Origin of the sequence: Pseudomonas sp. NFACC24-1, from assembly GCF_900115235.1 — a bacterium.
Lineage (GTDB): Bacteria > Pseudomonadota > Gammaproteobacteria > Pseudomonadales > Pseudomonadaceae > Aquipseudomonas > Aquipseudomonas fluorescens_AA.
Map to the genome: position 1 here is coordinate 16981 of NZ_FOVS01000034.1, position 18682 is coordinate 35662.

Sequence of the window (18682 nt, forward strand, 5' to 3'; positions counted from 1 at the left end):
CGCAGCCAGCCAAGCATTATTACCGCCATTCCTTATTTGGCGGGCTAGCTGACGGCTGCACCGAACCCGCCCTCGAGGCGGGTTTTTTCTTTCTGTCTCCTGGGCTCCGAGCGAACCAGGAGATCGTCATGACCATGACCGCTGCCCACACCGAGCAAACCCTGCTTGAGCACTATGTAAAGAAAATCCTCGCCGCGCCGGTCTACGAACTGGCCGTGCGCACGCCACTGCAAGCGGCGCCAGCACTGTCCGAGGCCCTGGGCAACCGGATCCTGCTCAAGCGCGAAGACTTGCAACCGACTTTTTCCTTCAAGATCCGCGGTGCCTACAACAAGCTCGTGCACCTGACCCCGGAGCAGCGGGCCCGGGGCGTCATCACCGCGTCAGCCGGCAATCACGCCCAGGGCGTCGCGCTGGCGGCACGGGAGCTGGGTATTTCGGCCAGCATCGTCATGCCCGTGACCACCCCCCAACTGAAAGTGCTGGGCGTGCGCAATCGCGGCGCCGAGGCCTTGCTATATGGGGACAGTTTTCCGTTTGCCTTGGCCCATGCGCTGGAATTGGCCGAGCAGACCGGGCGGGAGTTCGTCTCGCCATTCGACGATCCGGAGGTGATTGCCGGGCAAGGCACCGTCGCCATGGAAATCCTGCGCCAGCATCCCGGCCGGCTGGACGCGATTTTCGTTCCGGTCGGAGGCGGGGGGCTGATCGCCGGGATCGCGGCCTACGTCAAATACCTGCGCCCGGAAGTTCGCATCATTGGCGTCGAGTCGCAGCACTCGGCCTGTCTCCAGGCTGCACTGATCGCCGGGGAGCGGGTGATCTTGCCCGAGGTGGGAACCTTCGCCGATGGCGTGGCCGTTGCGCAGATCGGCGCCCATGGCCTGGACATCTGCCGTTTCTGCGTCGATGAGGTGATGACCGTGACCAACGACCAGTTGTGCGTCGCGATCAAGGACATCTATGACGACACCCGTTCCATCACCGAGCCGTCAGGGGCCTTGGCGGTGGCGGGCATCAAGCAATACGTGGCGCGCACGGGCGCGCGTGGCGAGACCTTGGTAGCGATCGATTCGGGGGCCAACATCAATTTCGACAGTTTGCGCCACGTGGCGGAGCGGGCGGCGGTGGGAGCTCTTTGAGTTTTTACGCTACGTCACACTTTTTTCATGCCAGGCGACGGATGCCCGCTTTCTCCTTCGCAATAGGGGCTAATCTAGGTTGCGAACAGGATAAAAGTGATTGCAGTTTGCATGGAAAAAACCACCTTTCCTTGCACTTTGCACGAGCCCTCTGGCGCGGGACGAAGCTAAACGCTTGATTCATATCAATCTGGAAGGTCGTCAATACAGGCATATTTTTTGCGGGATGGTTCAGGAGTTCGCTTGACGAGCTTGTTAACTGAAAATGCCAAGAAAGAGAACGGCACGGTATTCATAGTCCCAGTCCGCAGGGAAGAAAACGGACGAAGATACCGCCGTCGTGAACATAAATTGGCCGCCTCAACAGGAGAGAGTCGCCATGTTTTTATCTGCCCTCGAAATGCGAAACATCATTGAAAGCAGCTTGCTGCCCAAGCGCTCGCAATGCACGTTGTCACCTGAGCTGACGATGACGATCAAGATCTTCGATGACCACAGGACCGATCATGTGGCCTTGCTCAAAACGAACATCGATGCCAGGAAACTCACCGGGTGCCGAGCCATCAACGATCTGATTGCCGAGTTGCGTACGGAGCTTGACCACAACCCTGCCGCAGGCAATCACTTTCATCAGCAACACCATCGAATGACTGGGCGCTGATTACGGCCTTGTCATTTTCCCTCTGACGCTCGGGTCCGGTGATGTCCGAACCCGGCGTCCAGCTTTTCTGTTATAACGCGCAAGTCAGGCCAGTTGCTGCCGATAGGGCAGGTCCGGCCCGGTTTTGCCGCACGTCAGTGCTGCGGCGCGAATGGCGAACTCAAGCATGGCGCTGACCTGCTCGCGGGTCAGTGTCTGCAGGCCCTCGATCGAATCCAGTTGTTGCTCAGTCAGCCACGCAATCAGCGCGGCCTGGAAGGTGTCGCCTGCACCCACGGTGTCGGCGATCTTCACCGGGCACGCGGGCAGCGACCATGTGCCGTGCTGGCGACTGAAGACCGTCGCCCCCTGGCCGCCACGGGTCAGGAAGACCACTTGGCAACGGTGCTTCAGCCAACCTTCGATGACCGCCTGGGGCTCGATCCCTGGGTAGAGCAGGCCCAGATCCTCGTCACTGACCTTGATCAGGTCTGCGTATTGCACCAGTGCCGCAATCCGCGAGCGCCACAATTCTATATCCGGTTGCGGGTTGAGCCGCACGTTCGGGTCGAGACTGATCAGGCGCCGGCCACTTTCCCGTTGCACCAGGGCCAGGAGCGTGTCGGCAATGGGCTGGACCACCAGTGAGAACGAGCCGACATGCAAACCACGCACTTCAGGGCCCAGCTCCGGTAGATGGGCCAGGCTCAGTTGCCGGTCGGCACACCCTTCGCCGCGAAAGCTGTAGTGGGGCGAACCATTGGCGCCTACGGCAACCATCGCCAGGGTGGTCGGCGCGTCGAAGTCCAGCAGGTATCGGGTACTGACACCTTCGTTGAGCAGCACCTGCTGCAAGCGACGGCCCAGGTAGTCGGTGGACAATCCGGTAAACAGCGCCGACTCAATACCCAGGCGGCGCAACCCCACCGCCACGTTGAACGGCGAGCCACCGGCAATCGCCTTGTAGTTCACTTGCGAGGCAGGGCCATCCGCCTCGGTTTCACTGAAAAAATCAAACAGCGCTTCACCACACACCAGATACATAGTTGCCCGCTCTCAAAGGGTTGCGACGTGTTGTCGGTAACGTTCATAGGCCTGCTGGGACGCCGTGACATGGGCGGCGATTGGCCGGGTTTCGCTGGCCGGGTCGAGCTTGACGCAGCGCTCGCACAGTTCGGCGAGGCTGTCTTGCGCGCCTGAATGACACCACGCCGCCTGGATCGCCGCACCCAACGCCGCCGCTTCGCTTTGTTCAGTGCAAATGACCGTGGTGTCCATGATGTCGGCGACGATCTGCCGCCACACCGGGCTCTTCGAGCCGCCGCCGATCAGGCGAATGCTCTGGGCCTTGAGCCCGTTGGCCCGCAACAGGTCCAAACCGTAGCGCAAACCGAAGGTCGTGCCTTCGACCACGGCGCGGCACAGGTTGGCCCGGGTCAGGTTGGTAGTGGTCAGGCCCAGCAGGCTACCGGTGGCATGGGGCAGGGCAGGCACCCGCTCGCCGTTGAGGAACGGCAGCATGCAGACACCCTCGGCACCAATCGGGGCCTGGACGACCAGGGCGTTGAAGGCGTCGATGTCCAGGCCCAGCAACTCGCGAATCGCCCCGGTGGCGTTGGTCAGGTTCATGGTGCAAATCAATGGCAGCCAGCCACCGCTGGAGGAGCAGAACGTCGCCACTGACGGTTGCGGGCTGACCGCGGGTTCGGCGGCAAAGGCATAGACCGTGCCGGAGGAACCGAGACTCATGGTGATCACGCCGGGCTGGATATTGCCGGTGCCGATGGCGCCCATCATGTTGTCGCCGCCCCCACTGGCCACCACCGCGTCGGGGTTGATGCCCAGGTGCGCGGCAATGGCCGGCAGGATGCGTCCGACGGGCTGATGGGCCTCGATCAGCTCCGGCAGCGCCGCTTGCAAGCGCGCGCTGGGATCGATGTATTGCAACAACTGCACGTCCCATTGGCGGGTGCGCACGTTGAAATAGCCAGTCCCCGAGGCATCGCCGTATTCGCTGCAATGGCGGCCGGTGAGCCAGTAGTTGAGGAAGTCGTGGGGCAGCAGGACGCTGGCGATGCGTTCGAACACCTGGGGATGCTGCTCCCGCGTCCAGAGCAATTTGGAAACCGTGTAGCCCGGCGCGATCACCACGCCGAGGCGTTCGAGGCTACCGTCTTCACCACCCAGGTGCGCCAGGAGCCGATCGTTTTCCGGCGTCGTCTCGGTGTCGCACCAGAGCTTGGCCGGGCGCAAGACCTGGCCCTGGTCGTCAAGCAGCACCAGGCCGTGCTGCTGGCCGGACACGCCGACGCCGAGGATCGCCTGGCCATCGACCCCGGCGGCGGCCAAGGCTTGATGAGTCGCCTGGGTGAATGCATCGAGCCATTGCTGGGTGTCTTGTTCACGACGACCGTTGGCCCCGCTGATCATGCTGTGGGCAGCCGCGCCCTGGCCGAGTACCTGACCGCTGATCGCATCCAGGATCAACGCCTTGGTGCCTTGGGTGCCACAGTCGATGCCCAGGAACAGTTGTTGGTTTGCCATAGAAATCCTTGATATCAATGAACCGTCAGCACAGAACTGTTTGGACCGGGACATGGTGGACTGTGGCGAGGGGATTTATCCCCGCTGGGCTGCGAAGCAGCCCTGACACTGACGACTCGGTGTGTCAGATTCACTGAGTTGTTCGTGTCTTGGGGACGCTTCGCGTCCCAGCGGGGATAAATCCCCTCGCCACAAAAAGCGACCGCGTCCGCAAGCTCAGTCTGCGTCAGCCAATACCCGCTCAAGTGTTCGTGTTACCCCGTGCTCGCGCAAGCTGTTGCAGCACCATTCGAATGCTGCCACGAACTCCGGCGAACGTGGGATCGCCGTGCCAAAGATTTCTTCGACTTCCAACATCCGCTGGGTCACCAGCGCATCGTCAGCCACCAGCGCCTGGCAGAACGCCGCCCGTGGATCGGGGATCGAATAAGTCACGCCGTTCTCGTCCACGCCCTTCAGGTACACGGCCCAGGCCGCCACGACCAGTGCTGCACGGCGGGTTTCGCCGCCGTCGGCAATCAAACGGTTGATGGTCGGGACGGTGAATTTTGGAAACTTCGACGAGCCGTCCGAACAGACACGCTCCAACTGGTCGGCAATCGCCTGGTTGGAAAAGCGTTCCACCAGGGTGTTCTTGTAGTCGGTCAGGTTGATGCCTGGTACAGGTGCCAGTTGCGGTGTCACGTCCAGGTCCATGTAGGCGCGCATGTAACGCACGAACAGCGGGTCGTTCATGGTTTCGTGGACGAAGCGATAACCCTTGAGAAAGCCCAGGTAGGTCAGCGCCAGATGGCTGCCGTTGAGCAACTTGATTTTCATTTCTTCATAGGGAGAAACGTCATCGGTAAACTGCACGCCGACCTTTTCCCAGGCCGGGCGACCGTTGACGAATTTGTCTTCCAGCACCCATTGCACGAACGGTTCGCAGACCACCGGCCAAGCGTCGTCGATGCCATGTTCGTCATGCAGTTGCAGGCGATGGGCGACGCTGGTCATGGGTGTGATGCGGTCGACCATGGCATTGGGGAAGCTGACGTTGCGGTCGATCCATTGCCCCAGCTCCGCGTCGCGCAACGCGGCGAAGGCCAGCAATGCCTTGCGGGTCACGGCGCCGTTGTGGGGCAGGTTATCGCAAGACATCAACGTGAACGCCGGGATACCGGCGGCGCGACGCTTGGCCAGGGCGGCGCAGAGGAAGCCGAAGACGGTTTTCGGTGCCTCGGGATGGCTCAGGTCGTGCTGGATCTGCGGCAGATGGGCCATGAATTCGCCATTGCTGTCGTCGATGCAATAGCCACCTTCGGTAATGGTCAGCGAAACGATGCGGATCTGCGGATCGGCCAGTTTGTCGATCAGCGCCTGGGCGCCGTCTTCGGCCAGCAACATGTCATTGATCGCGCCAATCACCCGGACTTCGGTGTCATCGGTGTCGCCCAGTTCGTACAGGGTGAACAGGTAATCCTGGCTGGCCAAGTCGTCCCGGGCACGGCGATCCTCGGCCCGCAGGCCCACGCCGCAGATGGCCCAGTCCAGGTCGACACCGGTGTTCATCAGCGCATCGGTGTAGTAGGCCTGGTGAGCCCGGTGGAAACCGCCGACGCCGATATGGGCGATGCCTTGGCGGATATCGCCCAACGGGTAGGCAGGCAGGGCTACGTCAGGGTTGAGGTTGTGCAGGTTTTGTCGGTTGAGTTTCATCGCAATTCTCGGCAATCAGGCAGCGGCGCGCAGCGCGCGGCTCACCGCCACGCCCTCGGCATCGAATAAGTGGCAGTGTTCGGCGTCCAGGTGCAGGTTCAGTTGCTCGCCGAAACGGCTCGCCAGGTCGCCGCGAACCCGCATGGTCAAGGCTTCGCCGGACGTCGTGACGACATGGCAGAAGGTGTCGCTGCCCAGCCGCTCGCTGACGTCGGCGGTGACTTGCAACGTGCAATCGCCCGGTTGCGCCAGGTTCAGGTGTTCCGGACGAATCCCCAGGGTCACCGCGCCGCCGACGCTCAGGTTGGCACCGCTGCGCGGCAGGTTGATACGCGTGCCGGCGTCCAGCAGCACCTCGCAGCCCTGGCTGTCCAGGGCGGTGACCTTGCCTTTGAGGAAGCCCATTTTCGGTGTGCCGAGGAACCCGGCGACAAACAGGTTGGCCGGCTGGTGATACAGCTCCAGCGGCGAGCCGACCTGTTCGATGCGCCCGCCATTGAGCACCACCACCTTGTCGGCCAGGGTCATGGCTTCGACCTGGTCGTGAGTCACGTAGATCATGGTCGCCTGCAGTTCCTTGTGCAGGCGTGCCAGTTCCAGGCGCATCTGCACCCGCAGGGCGGCGTCGAGGTTGGACAGCGGTTCGTCGAACAGGAAGATTTTCGGGTTGCGCACGATGGCCCGGCCGATCGCCACGCGCTGGCGCTGGCCGCCGGACAGTTGCTTGGGCTTGCGCTCGAGCATCGGCCCCAATTCGAGGATGCGCGCCGCTTCGTTGACCTTCTTCTCGACTTCGGCCTTGGGCACACCGGCCAGGTCGAGGGCGAAGGACATGTTCTTGCGTACGCTCATGTGCGGATACAAGGCGTAGGTCTGGAACACCATGGCCAGGTCGCGCTTGGCCGGGCTGACCTCGGTAATGTCCCGGCCATCCAGTTCGATGGTGCCGTCGCTGACCTCTTCCAGACCAGCGATCAGCCGCAGCAGTGTGGATTTGCCACAGCCCGACGGGCCGACGAAGACCACGAACTCGCGGTCGTTCACCTCAAGGTCGATGCCCTTGATGATGGAGAAGCCTTCGAAACCCTTTTGCAAATTCTTGATTTTCAGGTTGGCCATGATGATGGGCCTCCACTTGTCATTTATTCAGTTGACTGGGAAAGATCGCAGCCTCGCTGCACTCGACAGCTCCTACAGGGCTCTTGAAGGCTGTGGGCTGTGCGTAGGAGCTGGCGAAGCCTGCGATCTTTTGACGGTTCATTTCACTGCGCCGAAGGACAAACCGCGCACCAGCTGTTTCTGGCTGATCCAGCCAAAGATCAGGATCGGCGCGCAGGCCAGGGTCGAGACGGCCGACAATTTGGCCCAGAACAAACCTTCCGGGCTGGAGTAGGAAGCGATCAACGCCGTCAGGGGCGCGGCCTTGGAGGAGGTGAGGTTCAGCGACCAGAACGCCTCGTTCCAGCACAGGATCAGCGACAGCAGCACGGTGGACGCCAGGCCGCCCTTGGCAATCGGCAGCAGCACACGGACCATTTCCTGCCAGAGCGTGGCGCCATCCAGGCGCGCGGCCTCGAGGATGTCGCGAGGAATGTCCTTGAAGTAGGTGTAAATCATCCAGACCACAATGGGCAGGTTGATCAGTGTGTAGATGATGATCAGCGCGATACGCGTGTCCAGCAGGCCAAATTGCTTGGCCAGCAGGTAGATCGGCATCAGCACGCCCACCGGTGGCAGCATTTTGGTGGAGAGCATCCACAACAACGTGCCTTTGGTGCGCTGGGTTTCATAGAACGCCATGGAATAGGCCGCCGGTACCGCGATCAGCAGGCACAGGGCGGTGGCGCTGAAGGAAATCACCACGGAGTTCCAGGCGAAGCTGAAGTAATTGCTACGCTCGTTGATGTGCAGGTAGTTCTCCAGGGTCGGTGTGAAGATGAACTGCGGCGGCGTGGCGAACGCATCGATTTCGGTCTTGAAGCTGGTCAGCACCATCCAGAAGATCGGAAAGAAGATCAGGATCGCGATGGCCCAGGCCAGCGTGCCCAGCAGCAGGCTTTGCAGACGACGGGATTGTTGAAGAGTCATGGCGACGGCCTCAATGCTTGTCGGTGAGGTTTTTGCCGATCATCCGGACGAGGATGATGGCGGCGATGTTGGCAATGACTACGGCGATCAAGCCACCGGCCGAAGCCATGCCGACGTCGAACTGCACCAGCGCCTGGTTGTAGATCAGATAGGCAAGGTTGGTGGAGGCATAGCCGGGGCCACCGTTGGTGGTGGTGAAGATCTCGGCGAACACCGACAGCAGGAAGATGGTTTCGATCATCAGCACCACGGCAATCGGGCGAGCCAGGTGCGGCAGGGTCAGGTGCCAGAAGATCGCAATGGGGCCGGCACCGTCCAGGCGGGCGGCTTCTTTCTGTTCCTGGTCCAGCGACTGCATGGCAGTCATCAGGATCAGAATCGCAAAGGGCAGCCATTGCCAGCTCACGATGATGATGATCGATAGCAGCGGGTAATGGGCCAGCCAGTCCACCGGCTGGGCGCCGAACAGCTTCCACACCGAGGCGAGGATGCCCGAGACCGGATGGAAGATCAGGTTCTTCCAGATCAGCGCACCGACGGTGGGCATGATGAAGAACGGCGAGATCAGCAGCACGCGGACGATGCCGCGACCAAAAAACTCACTGGCTTCCAGTAGCGCGCTGATCAATACCCCGAGGACGATACTGATCAACAGCACGCTGCCCACCAGCAACAAGGTATTGGTGGCGCCGGGCATGAAACCCGAGTCGGTCAGGAAATAGGTGAAGTTCTCCAGCCCGACGAATTCGTTTTCGCCGGGGTAGAGCAGGTTGTAGCGGATCATCGAGAAGTAGACGGTCATGCCCAGCGGCACGATCATCCACAGCAGCAACAAGGCCACCGAAGGGCTGACCAGGAACCAGCCGGGGTTGGCCAGGCGGATCTTGCGCGCCGGCGGCGGGGCAATCTCGATGGGGGCTTTGGCGGTTGTAGTTGAGCTATTCATGGCATTGAACCGATTTTGTGCAGGCCTACAAAAAGTCCCTGTGGGAGCGGGCTTGCTCGCGAATAGGGCAGCACATTCAACATCAATGTGACTGACAGATCGCTTTCGCGAGCAAGCCCGCTCCCACAAAAGACAGAGCGGCGGCGCGGGTTACTTGGGATACCCAGCGCGTTTCATCTCGCGTTCGGTGGTGGACTGCGCGGCGGTCAACGCCTGGTCCACGGTCTGCTGGCCGGTCAGCGCGCCCGAAAAGAACTTGCCCACCTGGGTACCGATGGCCTGGAATTCGGGAATGGTCACCAACTGGATGCCGATGTAGGGCACAGGTTTGAGGGTTGGCGCTTTCGGATCGGCGACTTTCAACGATTCCAGGGTCACCTTGGCAAACGGCGCGGCCTTCATGTACTCGTCGCTGTAGGTCGAGGTGCGGGTGCCTGGCGGTACGTTGGCAATCCCGTCGGTCTTGGCGACCAATTGGCTGTACTCCTTGGACGTCGCCCACGTGGTAAAGACCGTGGCGGCTTCCTTGGCTTTGGAGCTGGTAGGGATGGCCAGCGACCAGGAGTACATCCACGAGGTGCCTTTGTCGGTTTTTTCGTGGGGGGCGAAGGTGAATCCGACGTGATCGGACACCTTGCTCTGGGTCTTGTCGGTGACGAACGAGCCGGCGACGCTGGCATCCACCCAGATCGCGCATTTGCCGCTGTTGAACAGCGCCAGGTTTTCGTTGAAACCGTTGCTGGAGGCGCCCGGCGGGCCGGATTTCTTCATGTTGTCGACATAGAAGTTGAGTGCGTCTTTCCACTCGGGGCCATTGAATTGCGGCTGCCACTTCTCATCGAACCAGCGCGCGCCATAACCGTTGGCCAGGGTGGTGATGAGCGCCATGTTCTCGCCCCAACCGGCCTTGCCCCGCAGGCACAGGCCATATTGCTCCTTGGATTTGTCGGTGAGTTTTTCCGCGAATTCACCGATCTGGCTCCAGGTCGGGTGTTCGGGCATGGTCAGCCCGGCGTCCTTGAACAGGTCCGTGCGGTAATAGGTGATCGAGCTTTCCGCATAGAACGGCAGGGCGTACAGCGAGCCTTTGACGGACAAACCATCGCGCACGGAGGGGAAGATGTCGTCCAGGTCGTAGGAGGCCGGCAAATCCTTCATCGGCTCCAGCCAGCCCTTGGCGCCCCAGAGTGCTGCTTCGTACATGCCAATGGTCAGCACGTCAAACTGCCCGCCTTGGGTGGCGATGTCGGTGGTCAGGCGCTGGCGCAGGACGTTTTCTTCGAGCACCACCCAGTTCAGCTTGATGTCCGGGTGCTCGGCCTCGAAGGTTTTCGAGAGCTTTTGCATGCGGATCATGTCGCTGTTGTTGACGGTGGCAATGGTGAGGGTCTGTGCGCCGAAGCTGACGCTACTGAGGGTCATGCAGGTGGAAACAAGCAGAGCTTTTACCGAAGGTTTCATCGCGCACTCCTTTTCCGCGCTCGAAAGCTGCGGAAGGACAGTTATTGTTTTTGTGTCTTCCGGATGAAGGGAAGAATGTGCGCTGATTACAGCCTTCAATGGACGGTGTGACAAATCATCCGTCGCACTTGCACTGATACTTTTTTGCACTTAAGAAAATTTCTGGTGGGGAATTCATCTCTGGCGAGGGGATTTATCCCCGCTGGGCTGCAAAGCAGCCCCAAAAATGTATCTACCCTGGAGGCGGATCAGAAAACCCAGGGGGCCGCTTCGCGCCCCAGCGGGGATAAATCCCCTCGCCACAGGGTCAGCCCTGGTTCTGCTCGGTCAACCGCTGCACCGCCAGCCGCCGGTAGTGGGAGGGCGTCATGCCCTTGAGCTGCTGGAAACGCCGATTGAAATTGGAGATGTTGTTGAAGCCGGATTCAAAACACACGTCCGTTACCGGTTTGTCGCCGTCGGCCAGCAATTCGCAGGATTTGCTGATGCGCAGGCGATTGACGAATTCGATGAAGCAACGGCCAGTGGCCTGTTTGAATACTCGGCTGAAGTAGGTGGGTTTCATGCCCAGGTGTTCGGCGACTTCTTCCAGGGGCAACTCCCGGGCGTAATGGGCAAAGATGTAGTCCACCGCGCGGTTGGTGCGGTCGATGCTGTGTTCGTCCGCCGTTTGCGGGGCGGTCGCGCCGGACAGCAGTTGGTAGTCATCCGTGGCGGCCAGCAGTTCCATCAGGATGAAAAAGTGCCCCAGGCGGCTCATGCCCTGGGAATCGGCGATGCGCTGCATCAGGATCATGGCCTGGCGGATGGTGCGCTTGCAGCGGAACTCGATGCCATACTGGGCGCGTTCGAGCAGCGGTGCGACCGTCTTGAGTTCGGCGAATACCTGGTGGCCGCTTTCGAACAACTCGTCGGTGAAGTTCACCAACATATCGCGCTTGGGTACCACTTCGTCCTCGGCCACCTGGCTGATCCAGTTGTGGGGGAGGTTGGGCCCGGTGAGAAACAGCGATTGGGGGTAGAAGTTGCCGATGTAGTCGCCAATGAACACCTTGCCGGAACTGGCGACGATCAAGTGCAGCTCGTATTCCTTGTGGAAATGCCAGCGCACCAGCGGGCAGGGAAAGCCGTGCTGGCGGTAGATGATGGACAGCCCGTTATGGTCGTCCATCAACTCGTAGGAGGGGTCGGTGACTCTGGCTGTTCGGGTCATGGGCCTGGCGCTTTTATTGTTATCGCCACTGGATAATGCCCCCTTCGCCAGGCAGGTGCCACCCTGGTGTCTAACCGTTGCGGTTTTTTTCTTCGATCCACTGGGACATGTATTGGGTGCTTTTGTGCTGGTGGTGACGCAGCATGCTGCCGGTGAAATTGTCCCGGCGTCGTTGTGCCAGGTCTGCCCGGCAAGCGTTGATGCTGTCGATCAGCGCCGGCCCATGCACCTGTTGCCGGTAGCGGCTCGCCAGCAGCGCCCGGCCGGCGTGCTGGGCCTGGGTCCAGCGCGCCTGGTCGCTATACAACTGCACCGCCGCGCCGGCGATGCCTACGGCGCTCTGGGCAATCGACCCGGGCCAGGGCATGTCGCCGTGCATGGCTTCGGCTCCCACGGGCGTGGTGACGTTGGGGGTACCACAGAGCATGGCCTCGATCAGCTTGCCCTTGATCCCGGCGCCGAAACGCAACGGCGCCAGGCAGATGCGTGCCGCCGACATGACCTGCAAGGCGTCCTCGGCCCAGTTCATGATGTGAAAGCCCTGGGCCGGATTGTGCAGTGCGGCGGCCTTGGGCGGGGTATAGGCGCCGTACAGGTGCAGTTGTGCGCCGGGCAATTGCTGGCGGATCAGCGGCCAGATGGCGTTCTTCATCCAGAGCACGGCGTCCCAGTTCGGCGCGTGGCGAAAGTTGCCGATACTCAGGAAATGCGCCCGGTCCTCGAACGGTGGCGACGGTTCACTGGGCAGGTCCAGCATCAGCGGGCACCAATGCAGCAGGTTGCGAGGCAGCTTGAAGTGCTCCACCAACAGTTCGATTTCAACCTCGGACACCATCAGGTTGAGGTCGCAGCGGTACAGGGCGGCGATTTCTCGCTTGGCCAGGTCGGTGTCGGCCATCCATTGGAACTCCTCGCCCAGGGCCGGGGCGAAAAGATCGCTGAAGTCCTCGCTCGCCTCATCGCGCTTCAGGCGCTCTTTCAGGCGTTGATGCCGGGCGTGACGCAGGCTTTGCAGGTCGGAGGTCTCCAGCACCCGCAGGGCCCCGGGGCAGTGCTTTTCGACGCGCCAGCCGAACTGTTCTTCCATCATGAACTGGTCGAACAGCACGATGTCCGGCGCAAGTGCATGGATGAACGCGTCGAAACTGCTGTTATTGAGCTCGATGGGCACTTCGCGGATGCCCAGCGCGACCAGGTCGGCGCGCTGCTCCCCCGGGCCGGCCGGGCTGCTGAAGGTGATGTCCCAGCCTTGGCCGAGGAAGGTGTCGAGGATCTGCATGACATGCCCACTGGCCGCCGATGAGCGCGGCTCGGGCCAGACATAGCCGATAACCAGGACTTTGGTGGCAGTCATGAGCAAGGGGGGCCTCGGAGCGAATCAGGCGCCATCGGCGCGCGGGGCGCCGATAGTGACCAAGAATGCGATCCGGCTCAAGCAAGAATGCGTTTGACCTTGTCCCGCAATTGATCGATGGAGAAGGGTTTGCCGATCACCGACATGCCTTCAGGCACATCGATGCTTTCGGCATAGCCGCTGGCAAACAGCACCGGCAGCTGTGGACGCTCGAGTCGAGCCTGCTTGGCCAATTCGCGTCCGTCCATTACCGGCAGGCCGACGTCGGTCATCATCAGGGCGATGTTCTGTTGGTGGTCACGCAAAAAACTCAGCGCTTGCTCACAGCCGTCCGCCTCCAGCACCTGGTACTCCAGTTCCTCCAGCACGTCGACGATCAACATCCGCACGATGTCATCGTCTTCGACTACCAGGATGGTGGGCTGGGTGGCGGCAGGGGTGGTGGGCATAGTCGACATTCTCGAAAGATGGGAGCGGGAGGGGCACGAAAAAAAATGGCCTCATTCATGAGTAAGTGCCAAGGCAGCACAAGTTCCCTGGGTTGTACAAGAAAGGATCTATAGTACAAGAGCTGACAAGGATAGTCGCTTCCCTGCTATAAGACGGATTGTCGTGGGATTTGCCTCCTTGACTTGTCAGAAAATGTGGATCCAGGCGCGGTTTTTCGGGCAAACTCCACCGATTTCAACTGTCCACCAAGGCCCCTTTCCATGACTCCTTCGTCTTCGGTCGACGAGCAAAGTTTTCGCAAGCTCCTGAGCCGCAATATCAGCCTGCCGTTGGGCATAGGCGCCCTCAGCGCGGTGTTTTTCGTCATCCTTATCACGTACCTGCTGTCGGTGATCCAATGGGTCGGCCATACCGACAGGGTGATCAATAACGCCAACGAAGCGCTCAAGCTGAGCGTGGACCTGGAAACCGGCATGCGCGGCTACCTGTTGAGTGGTGACGAACACTTCCTCGACCCCTATGAAGTGGCCAAGCCACGGATTGCCGTGGCATTGGACACATTGCTGGAATTGACAGCCGATAACCCTGTCCAGACCGACCGCCTGCACAAGATCCAAGCACTCCAGACGGAGTGGGCCAATTACGCCCAAAGCATGATCGACCTGCAACGCAGCAGCGGCGATTACCGGGGGGCGGTGAAGGCCGGGCGCGGTAAGCGCCTGACCGACGAAATTCGCCAGTCCTTCGAAGAGGTCGTCGAGACCGAGCAACAATTGCGTGCGGCGCGCAACCAGGACGTGCGCACCACGACCGTCTGGAGCATTGCCTTTTACCTGTTGTTCGTCGCAGCGGTCAGCGGGCTTCTGGCCTATGTCGGTCGCCGGGATCTGTTGAACCTGTCCGAAAGCTACAGTGCCAGCCTGAAAGTCCAGCAACGCAGCGCCTTGCACTTGGAAAAGCAGGCCTGGCTGCGAAGCGGCCAGACGCAACTGGCCGAGCAGGTCCTGGGGCAATTGTCGCTGAACCTGTTGGGCCGCAATATCCTGCAGTTCTGTGCGAAGTACCTGGGTGTCGCTGTCGCTGCGCTTTATGCGCGGGAAGAAAGTGGCGTCTTAAGGCGTGTCGCCACCTACGGGCTCTCCCGGGAGGATGAAGAACAACAGCAAGTGATCGTCGCCGGCGAAGGCATCGCTGGTCAGGCCGTGCAGCAGGGGCGCCTTATCCGTCTGGACGATGTACCGGACGATTACCTGAAAGTCAGCTCCGGATTGGGGCAAGGTCTGCCCAACAGCGTGCTGGTAGTGCCCACCAGTGACGATGACCGGATCAACGGTGTCATTGAACTGGGATTCCTGCGGCCATTGACCGAGCGTGACATCGAGTTGCTGGAACTGATCGCCGGTAATATCGGCACTTCCATCGAAGCCGCCCGTTATCGCCAGCGTCTGCAGGAAGTACTGGCCGAAACCCAGCAGTTGAACGAAGAGCTGCAAGTCCAGCAGGAAGAACTCAAGACCGCCAACGAAGAGCTGGAAGAACAGTCGCGCATCCTCAAGGAGTCCCAGGCCCACCTGGAAGCCCAGCAACAGGAACTGGAGCAGACCAACGAGCAATTGGCCGAGCAGCGCGACGCCATGGACCAGAAGAACAGCGAATTGAACCTGGCCCAGATCCAATTGCAGGAGCGCGCCGAAGAGTTGCAGCGCTCGAGCAAGTACAAGTCCGAGTTCCTGGCCAATATGTCCCACGAGTTGCGCACGCCGCTCAACAGCTCGCTGATCCTGTCCAAGCTGCTGGCGGAGAACCCGCAGCACAACCTCAGCGAGGAGCAGGTCAAGTTTGCCGAGTCGATCTACTCCGCCGGCAACGACCTGCTGAACCTGATCAACGACATCCTCGACATCTCCAAGGTCGAGGCCGGAAAGCTGGAAGTGCGTCCGGAAAACACCAGCGTGCAGCGTCTGGTGGAAGGGCTGCAGGATATGTTCAAGCCGTTGGCGGCGGACAAGGGCCTGAATTTCGAGGTCCAGGTGCTGCCCGATGTGCCGGCGATGCTCTACACCGACCGCCAGCGCCTGGAGCAGGTGATCAAGAACCTGCTGTCCAACGCCGTGAAGTTCACCGAGCAAGGTTCCGTCAGCCTGTCCGTGGCCGGTCAGCCAGGCTCGGGCATCGCGTTCATGGTGCGGGACTCCGGGATCGGCATCGCCGCCGATCAACAGCAAAGCATTTTCGAAGCGTTCCGCCAGGCCGATGGCACCACCAACCGTCGCTACGGCGGCACCGGCCTGGGGTTGTCGATTTCCCGGGACCTGGCCATGTTGCTGGGCGGCTCGATTTCGGTCTCCAGCGAGCCGGGGCAGGGCAGTGTGTTTACGCTGGTATTGCCTGAGCGTTATGTCGAGCCCGGTGATATGCCGATAGCGCCGATGACCTTCACCCCGACGGCCTCCGCGCCGGCGCCTGTTGCGCCAAAAGCCGCACCGGCGCCGCTGGTCGCCGACGTGGACACGACGCCGATTACCCGGTTCGCCGACGACCGCGACAAGGCGCCGTTCGACACCCGATGCATCCTGGTGATCGAAGACGAGCCCAAGTTCGCCCGCATTCTGTTCGACCTGGCCCACGAGCTCGGTTACCAGTGCCTGGTGGCCCACGGTGCCGACGAAGGTTTCGACTTGGCTCTGCAACTGGCTCCCGACGCGATCCTGCTGGACATGCGCCTGCCGGACCATTCCGGACTGACGGTGTTGCAGCGACTCAAGGAACAGGCCGAAACCCGGCACATCCCCGTGCACGTGATTTCCGTCGAAGACCGTGTCGAAGCCGCGATGCACATGGGCGCCATCGGCTATGCCGTCAAGCCGACTACCCGTGAAGAACTCAAGGACGTGTTCGCCCGCCTGGAGGCCAAGCTGACCCAGAAGGTCAAGCGGGTGCTGCTGGTGGAAGACGATGATCTGCAGCGCGACAGTATTACCCGCCTGATCGGCGACGATGACATTGAGATCACCGCCGTTGGCTTGGCCCAACAGGCCCTGGACCTGCTGCGGACCAATGTCTACGACTGCATGATCATCGACCTGAAGTTGCCGGATATGCTCGGCAATGACCTGCTCAAGCGCATGTCCAACGAAGACATCTGTTCCTTCCCGCCGGTGATCGTCTACACCGGGCGCAACCTGACACGGGACGAAGAAGCCGAACTGCGCAAGTATTCACGCTCGATCATCATCAAGGGCGCCCGTTCGCCAGAGCGCTTGCTGGACGAGGTGACACTCTTTTTGCACAAAGTCGAATCCCGGTTGTCCCATGAACGACAGCGGATGCTCAAGACCGCCCGCAGCCGCGACAAGGTGTTCGAAGGCCGCAAGGTACTGTTGGTGGACGACGATGTGCGCAACATCTTTGCCCTGACCAGCGCCCTGGAGGCGAAGGGGGCGATCGTGGTCATCGGCCGTAACGGCTTGGAGGCGATCGATCGCCTGAATGAATTCGACGACATCGACCTGGTGCTGATGGATGTGATGATGCCGGAGATGGACGGTTTCGAAGCCACCACGCTGATCCGCAAGGATCCGCGCTGGCGCAAGCTGCCTATCATCGCCGTGACGGCCAAGGCCATGAAGGACGATCAGGAACGCTGCCTGGCGGCGGGTTCCAATGACTACCTGGCCAAGCCGATCGATCTGGATCGTCTGTTCTCGCTGATTCGCGTGTGGTTGCCGAATATGGAAAGAATTTAGTGGAACGTGACACTGACATTGAACTTCGTTTGTTGATCGAAGCGATTTACCTCAAGTACAGCTACGATTTTCGCGATTATTCCGGGGCCTCCATCAAGCGCCGGGTCCACCATGCGTTGAGTCAGTTCGAGTGCAAGACCATTTCGGCCTTGCAGGAGCGCGTGCTGCACGACTCGGGTGTATTCATGCAGTTGCTGCAACTGCTGACGATCCCTGTCAGCGAGATGTTTCGCGACCCCTCGCATTTCCTGGCGATACGCGAGGAAGTCGTACCACTGCTCAGGACGTACCCCTCGATCAAGATCTGGATCGCCGGTTGCAGCACGGGAGAGGAGGTCTACTCCATGGCGATCCTGCTGCGAGAAGAAGGCCTGCTGGACCGCACATTGATCTACGCCACCGATATCAATCCGCGCTCGTTGGAAAAAGCCAAGCAGGGCATTTTCTCCCTGGAAAACGTGCGCAACTATACGCAGAACTACCAGAATGCTGGAGGACGGCGATCGTTTGCCGATTACTACACAGCCGCCTACGATTACGCGATGTTCGATAAAACCCTGTGCGAGAACGTGACCTTTGCCGATCACAGCCTGGCGACCGACAGTGTTTTTTCAGAAACTCAATTAATTTCGTGTCGCAATGTATTGATATATTTCAATAAAAAGCTGCAAGATCGTGCGTTTGGACTGTTCCATGAGTCCCTTTGTCACCGTGGTTTCCTGGTATTGGGCAGTAAGGAGACATTGGATTTTTCGGCTTACGGTCATCGATTCGAGCCGTTGGTCAAACAGGAACGGATCTATCGCAAGTTATGAATCAGACCAAGGACAGATCCAACCCGCCCATCGAGGCCATTGTCGTCGGTGCATCGGCCGGCGGCGTCGAAGCGTTGCTCAGGGTATTCGGACACCTGCGCAAAGGTTTCGGCCTGCCCATCCTGGTGGTATTGCATTTGCCGAATGAGCGCGACAGCCAGCTGGCCTCCGTGCTCGGCCATCGCCTGGCGGTGCCGGTGGAGGAGGCCCGGGACAAGCTGGACATCGCACCGGGTACCTTGTACGTCGCCACGCCCGGCTATCACTTGTCGGTCGAGGCCGACCGTTGCCTGTCGTTGAGCCTGGAGGAGCCCGTACATCATTCGCGACCGTCCATCGACGTGCTGTTCGAGTCGGCCGCCGATGTCTACGGCGAGAAGTTGCTGGCCGTGGTAATGACCGGTGCCAATGGCGATGGCGCCCGGGGCCTGGCGAAGGTCAGGGCGCTGGGTGGCATCACCGTGGTCCAGGACCCCGCTGAAGCCCAAGTCGCGACCATGCCCGAAGCGGCGCTGGCCCTGCATGAGCCCGACCATATCCTTACTTTGCAAGGCATCGGCCAATTGCTGGCCGGGCTGGAATGAA

Annotated in this window: 15 protein-coding genes; 5 read left to right on the top strand and 10 right to left on the bottom strand. The window is 60.6% G+C overall.

All coding sequences use genetic code 11. The features are described 5' to 3' along the window. The first annotated feature begins 134 nt into the window (after positions 1-134). Together ilvA and BM317_RS24590 are read left to right on the top strand one after the other, a co-directional pair. Positions 135-1142, top strand: a complete 1008-nt coding sequence (gene ilvA, locus BM317_RS24585) for a threonine ammonia-lyase, biosynthetic (protein WP_092164776.1) — start codon at positions 135-137, stop codon at positions 1140-1142. A 379-nt stretch (positions 1143-1521) separates the two neighbouring features. After that, positions 1522-1803, top strand: coding sequence for a DUF1652 domain-containing protein (locus BM317_RS24590; RefSeq protein ID WP_060742536.1), 282 nt, complete (start codon positions 1522-1524; stop codon positions 1801-1803). Between the two features lie 84 nt (positions 1804-1887). On the opposite strand, the gene BM317_RS24595 is transcribed toward BM317_RS24590, so the two are convergent. The 10 genes from BM317_RS24595 to BM317_RS24640 form a co-directional block, all read right to left on the bottom strand. Next, a complete protein-coding gene (locus tag BM317_RS24595; RefSeq protein ID WP_092476589.1) occupies positions 1888-2826 on the bottom strand; it encodes a carbohydrate kinase family protein in 939 nt (312 codons plus the stop codon). A gap of 12 nt (positions 2827-2838) precedes the next feature. Further along, positions 2839-4326: a xylulokinase gene (gene xylB / locus BM317_RS24600; protein ID WP_092476591.1), complete on the bottom strand. Its 1488-nt coding sequence runs from the start codon at positions 4324-4326 to the stop codon at positions 2839-2841. Between the two features lie 216 nt (positions 4327-4542). After that, positions 4543-6024: a mannitol dehydrogenase family protein gene (locus BM317_RS24605; protein ID WP_092476593.1), complete on the bottom strand. Its 1482-nt coding sequence runs from the start codon at positions 6022-6024 to the stop codon at positions 4543-4545. 15 nt (positions 6025-6039) lie between these two features. Then, the gene (locus BM317_RS24610; protein ID WP_060742532.1) at positions 6040-7143 is read right to left on the bottom strand and encodes an ABC transporter ATP-binding protein; all 1104 of its coding nucleotides are present in this window, start codon (positions 7141-7143) and stop codon (positions 6040-6042) included. Positions 7144-7281: 138 nt separating this feature from the next. Then, positions 7282-8112: a carbohydrate ABC transporter permease gene (locus BM317_RS24615; protein WP_060742531.1), complete on the bottom strand. Its 831-nt coding sequence runs from the start codon at positions 8110-8112 to the stop codon at positions 7282-7284. Positions 8113-8122: 10 nt separating this feature from the next. Further along, positions 8123-9058, bottom strand: coding sequence for a carbohydrate ABC transporter permease (locus BM317_RS24620; RefSeq protein WP_053184628.1), 936 nt, complete (start codon positions 9056-9058; stop codon positions 8123-8125). Positions 9059-9208: 150 nt separating this feature from the next. Further along, the gene (locus BM317_RS24625; protein WP_092476594.1) at positions 9209-10519 is read right to left on the bottom strand and encodes an ABC transporter substrate-binding protein; all 1311 of its coding nucleotides are present in this window, start codon (positions 10517-10519) and stop codon (positions 9209-9211) included. A 307-nt stretch (positions 10520-10826) separates the two neighbouring features. Then, positions 10827-11732, bottom strand: coding sequence for an AraC family transcriptional regulator (locus BM317_RS24630; RefSeq protein WP_092164770.1), 906 nt, complete (start codon positions 11730-11732; stop codon positions 10827-10829). A 70-nt stretch (positions 11733-11802) separates the two neighbouring features. Continuing rightward, positions 11803-13086, bottom strand: a complete 1284-nt coding sequence (locus tag BM317_RS24635; protein WP_092476596.1) for a glycosyltransferase — start codon at positions 13084-13086, stop codon at positions 11803-11805. Between the two features lie 77 nt (positions 13087-13163). Next, the gene (locus tag BM317_RS24640; protein WP_092164768.1) at positions 13164-13544 is read right to left on the bottom strand and encodes a response regulator; all 381 of its coding nucleotides are present in this window, start codon (positions 13542-13544) and stop codon (positions 13164-13166) included. Positions 13545-13796: 252 nt separating this feature from the next. Here BM317_RS24640 and BM317_RS24645 point away from each other — a divergent pair, with 252 nt between their 5' ends. From BM317_RS24645 to BM317_RS24655, 3 genes are read left to right on the top strand one after another with little or no spacing between them, the layout of a single operon-like run. Then, complete coding sequence (locus BM317_RS24645) at positions 13797-17282, top strand: response regulator (RefSeq protein ID WP_092164767.1); 3486 nt, start codon at positions 13797-13799, stop codon at positions 17280-17282. Continuing rightward, on the top strand, positions 17282-18097 hold the full coding sequence (locus BM317_RS24650; protein ID WP_092164766.1) for a CheR family methyltransferase: 816 nt from the start codon (positions 17282-17284) through the stop codon (positions 18095-18097). Before BM317_RS24645 ends, BM317_RS24650 begins: the two co-directional genes overlap by 1 nt. Continuing rightward, positions 18094-18681 carry a chemotaxis protein CheB gene (locus tag BM317_RS24655; RefSeq protein WP_060742524.1) on the top strand — a complete coding sequence of 196 codons (588 nt, stop codon included), beginning with the start codon at positions 18094-18096 and terminating at the stop codon, positions 18679-18681. The genes BM317_RS24650 and BM317_RS24655 overlap by 4 nt, the downstream gene beginning before the upstream one ends. Position 18682: the final 1 nt, after the last annotated feature.

Excerpts from the sequence above, each read along its gene's own strand:
- ilvA (WP_092164776.1), top strand. The coding sequence starts at position 135 with ATGACCGCTGCCCACACCGAGCAAACCCTGCTTGAGCACTATGTAAAG.
- BM317_RS24590 (WP_060742536.1), top strand. The coding sequence starts at position 1,522 with ATGTTTTTATCTGCCCTCGAAATGCGAAACATCATTGAAAGCAGCTTG.
- BM317_RS24595 (WP_092476589.1), bottom strand. The coding sequence starts at position 2,826 with ATGTATCTGGTGTGTGGTGAAGCGCTGTTTGATTTTTTCAGTGAAACC.
- xylB (WP_092476591.1), bottom strand. The coding sequence starts at position 4,326 with ATGGCAAACCAACAACTGTTCCTGGGCATCGACTGTGGCACCCAAGGC.
- BM317_RS24605 (WP_092476593.1), bottom strand. The coding sequence starts at position 6,024 with ATGAAACTCAACCGACAAAACCTGCACAACCTCAACCCTGACGTAGCC.
- BM317_RS24610 (WP_060742532.1), bottom strand. The coding sequence starts at position 7,143 with ATGGCCAACCTGAAAATCAAGAATTTGCAAAAGGGTTTCGAAGGCTTC.
- BM317_RS24615 (WP_060742531.1), bottom strand. The coding sequence starts at position 8,112 with ATGACTCTTCAACAATCCCGTCGTCTGCAAAGCCTGCTGCTGGGCACG.
- BM317_RS24620 (WP_053184628.1), bottom strand. The coding sequence starts at position 9,058 with ATGAATAGCTCAACTACAACCGCCAAAGCCCCCATCGAGATTGCCCCG.
- BM317_RS24625 (WP_092476594.1), bottom strand. The coding sequence starts at position 10,519 with ATGAAACCTTCGGTAAAAGCTCTGCTTGTTTCCACCTGCATGACCCTC.
- BM317_RS24630 (WP_092164770.1), bottom strand. The coding sequence starts at position 11,732 with ATGACCCGAACAGCCAGAGTCACCGACCCCTCCTACGAGTTGATGGAC.
- BM317_RS24635 (WP_092476596.1), bottom strand. The coding sequence starts at position 13,086 with ATGACTGCCACCAAAGTCCTGGTTATCGGCTATGTCTGGCCCGAGCCG.
- BM317_RS24640 (WP_092164768.1), bottom strand. The coding sequence starts at position 13,544 with ATGTCGACTATGCCCACCACCCCTGCCGCCACCCAGCCCACCATCCTG.
- BM317_RS24645 (WP_092164767.1), top strand. The coding sequence starts at position 13,797 with ATGACTCCTTCGTCTTCGGTCGACGAGCAAAGTTTTCGCAAGCTCCTG.
- BM317_RS24655 (WP_060742524.1), top strand. The coding sequence starts at position 18,094 with ATGAATCAGACCAAGGACAGATCCAACCCGCCCATCGAGGCCATTGTC.